2 protein-coding genes are annotated in these 3,417 nt (G+C 75.7%); both read right to left on the bottom strand.

Going from position 1 to position 3,417, the window contains the following annotated elements:
* Positions 1-1,636, bottom strand: a 1,636-nt coding sequence (locus G5C51_RS40865; protein WP_338118500.1) for a GTPase, incomplete at its 3' end; no start/stop codon positions are given.
* Positions 1,617-3,290: a dynamin family protein gene (locus G5C51_RS40860; protein WP_165245833.1), complete on the bottom strand. Its 1,674-nt coding sequence runs from the start codon at positions 3,288-3,290 to the stop codon at positions 1,617-1,619. The genes G5C51_RS40860 and G5C51_RS40865, both read right to left, overlap by 20 nt.
* Positions 3,291-3,417 lie beyond the last annotated feature (127 nt).

Here is a 3,417-nt window from a genome sequence, read left to right as displayed (position 1 = left end):
CGGTACGCCCGCTCCCGGCCCAGCCGCTCGCCGACCGACCGCTCCCGGCCGCCCGCGCCTTCATCGCCCCCGCCTTCATCGCCCCGGCTTCGACGGCCGCCGGCACCTTCCCCCAGCCATCCGCCGGGGCCGCCCCGGACAGCCGCCGCAGCGCCCGCAGCGCGGTCCCGGTCCCGCTCTCGTCCAGCCCCTCCGGCTCGCGCGCCCACCGCTCCCGGTACCAGCGCCCCAGCTGCGTCCAGCAGGAGTCGCACGCGTCCTGCGCCTCGCGCAGCCACTCGCGCTCCGCCGCCTGGCCCGCGGCCCGCGCGCCGACCGCCTCCGCCAGCCGGTCCTCGAACTCCTCCCGCGCCGCCCCGCTCAGCCCGCCGGCCTGCCCCTCCCCCACGTACACCTCGCGCAGCCGCGCCACCGCGCCGTCCACATCCGCGGTCAGCCGCCGCACCGCGGCACCCCGCTCCGTGATGAACGACGCCAGCTCCGACCGCAGTTCACCGACCCCCTCGCCGGTCGCGGCCGAGACGCCGAGCACGCACGAACCCGGCTCGCCGTGCTCGCCGAGCGCCATCCCGTCGTCGTCGAGCAGCCGCCGCAGGTCGTCGAGGACCTGGTCGGCGGCGCCTGCCGGCAGCCGGTCGGTCTGGTTCAGCACGACGAAGGTGACCTCGGCATAGCCCGCGAGCGGCTTCAGATAGCGGTCGTGCAGTACGGCATCCGCGTACTTCTCCGGGTCCACCACCCAGATCACCGCGTCCACCCGCGCCAGCAGCCGCTCCACCTGCTTGCGGTGGTCCTCGAGCATCGAGTCGAAGTCCGGCAGGTCGACGAGGACCATGCCGCGCAGCCCGAGGTCGTCGCGCTGCGGCCGGGCGGCGCGTGGCGGCATGCCGAGGCGCTCGAGCAGTTGCAGGGGCGCGTCGTCACCCTGCCCGCGCCAGGCGCAGGCGCTCGGCGCGCCGGTGGTGGGACGCCGGGTGCCGGTCTCGGAGAGGGTGGCGCCGGCGAGGGCGTTGAACAGGGAGGACTTGCCGCTGCCGGTGGCCCCCGCGATGGCGACCACGGTGTGCTCCAGCGACAGCTTCTGCCGGTCCGCCGCCTCGTCCAGCACCCGGCCGGCCTCGGCGAGTGTGCGGGTGTCCAGGCGCGTACGGGAGAGCCCTACGAGCTCACGCAGCGCGTCCAGCCGCCCGCGCAACGGTCCGACGCCGTGCCGCGGCGCACCCTCGGCGCCGCGCGCCGCGTAGTCGTCGTCGGCCGGTGTCTCCTCGTTGACCGGCGGGACTCCGGCCGGGACGCTCTCCGCGGGCGGCACGACCTCCCCGGCCGGAACCCGCTCCCCCGGGACCCGCACCGCCGCGCCGCCCGCTTCCGCACTGCCCGCCGCCGCCTCCGGCTGCAGCACCTCCGCCCACGCCTGCGCTGCCGCCCACGGATCGGGCTCGTCCGCACCCCGCCCACGCCGCGGGAAGCCGCCGGCCGACCGCCGCGCGATCAGCCCGTCGTCCCACATCCCGACCGACTCGGCACTGACGTCAATACCGACGTCGATACCGACCTCGATACCGACGTCGATCCCGTCCTCGGCCACCGTCTCGCGGCCGTCCGTCTCGTGCAGCTCACGCTGTTCCGCGGCCACTGGCACACCTCTCCCTCTGCAGTACGGAAAGCGCTGCGATCAGCTCGGCCTGCTCCCCGGGCCCGGAGTCGAGCGCGTCCAGCGGCGCGAGCCGGCGCTCCCGTTCGCCCAGCAGAATCCGGTCGACGTAGCCGAAGAGCAGTTGCCCGCCCTTGTCGTAAAAGCCCCGCGCGCCCTCCACGCCGAGCATCCGGCCGAGGATCCGGGCGGCCGGGCGGGCCCGCCCGTCGCCGCCGAGCAGCACGACCGCCAGCAGCGCGGCGGCGTCCTCCGGCTCGGTGTCGGCGGCGCGCTCCGCGGCCCGCAGCTCCTCCTCGGCGAGCTCCTCCAGCTCGCGCCGCCAGCGCCGCACGGTGACGCCGATCCGCTCGACCGGCTGCTCCGCTTCCGCGGGCCGGTTAGCGTACGGCTTGGTGGCCGGGTCGCGGCGCAGCTCCGCGGCGGCGCGTTCGTCGGCGCCGGCGACGGCGCAGTGCAGCAGCGAGGTGAGCCCGGTGGTGAGCGCGTCGAGGAACTCCGCCGAGGACCCGCCGGCGCCCGCCGGCCCGCTCCCGCGCGTCTCCCAGAGCGCGAGCGCGTCCCCGGCGAGTCCCACCCCCTCGACGAGCTGCTCGTGCACCCGCTCCAGCGCCTGGTCGTACGCCCCCTGCACCCGCTGCACCATCCGCAGCGCGGCGGCGTGCTGTTCGGCGCTGGCGGCGGCGAGCTCGGCCACCCGCGGCTTGATCGAGCCGAGCGCGCCGGCGGCGGTACGGGCCGCGACGGTCGCCCGCAGCTCCCGGTACTGCGCCCGGTGCGCCAGCCATTCCCGCAGGTCGCGTACGGCGGTCGCGGGCAGCAGCCCGCTCCCGCCGCCGGCCGACTCGGGCAGCTCGGGGATGGTGAAGCGCGGTACGTCCCCGAGCCCGGCGCGGTGCAGCAGCCCCGCGTACTGCCGCGAGATCTCGTGCGCCACCTGATGCGGCACCCGGTCGAGGACGGTGACCAGCGTGACCCCGTACTCCTTGGCGCTGCGCAGCAGATTCCACGGCAGCGCGTCGGCGTACCGGGCGGCGGAGGTCACCAGTACCCACACGTCGGCGGCGCAGACGAGCTCGGCGGCGAGCTCGCGGTTGTGCCGTACAACGGAATCGATGTCGGGCGCATCGAGCAGCGCGAGCCCGCGCGGCAGGGCGGCGTCGCTGTCGACGCACAGCAGCCCCGCCCCGTCGTCCGATGTCTCGCCGAACTCCGCCGCCTCGGCGAGATCGCCGTCCTCGTCGTTCTCGGCCGGTGGTACGGGCCGGGTCCTGGCCAGTCCCGGCAGCACCCGGTCGCCCGCGAACCAGTGCGCGTCGCCCGGGTGGCAGACCAGCACCGGCGTCCGGGTGGTCGGCCGCAGCACGCCGGCCTCGCTCACCCGCCGGCCGACCAGGGAGTTCACCAGGGTCGATTTACCGGAGCCGGTGGATCCGCCGACCACGGCGAGCAGCGGTGCTTCCGGACTGCGCAGCCGGGGCACCAGATAGTCGTCGAGCTGCGCGACCAGCTCGGCCTGCCCCCTGCGGGCGCGGGCCGCGCCGGACAGCGGCAGCGAGAAGCGCGCACCGGCGACGCGCTCGCGCACGCCGGTGAGCGCGTCGATCAGTTCTGGCCTAACCTCCGAGGACACCACATGTGAAGAATGCCCCATTCTGCAGGCTTTTCGTCGGATTTTGGACGGTATGCCGCATATACCTGCAGCGCACCCTCACCAACCACTACGAACCCCGACGGCCCCACCCCCCACCGCCCGGCCGCAC

The sequence above is a fragment of the Streptomyces coryli genome, from assembly GCF_011044975.1.
Classification (GTDB): domain Bacteria; phylum Actinomycetota; class Actinomycetes; order Streptomycetales; family Streptomycetaceae; genus Streptomyces; species Streptomyces coryli.
The sequence above is the reverse complement of the archived record's forward strand: the minus strand, read 5'-3'. Positions and strand labels throughout refer to the sequence as shown.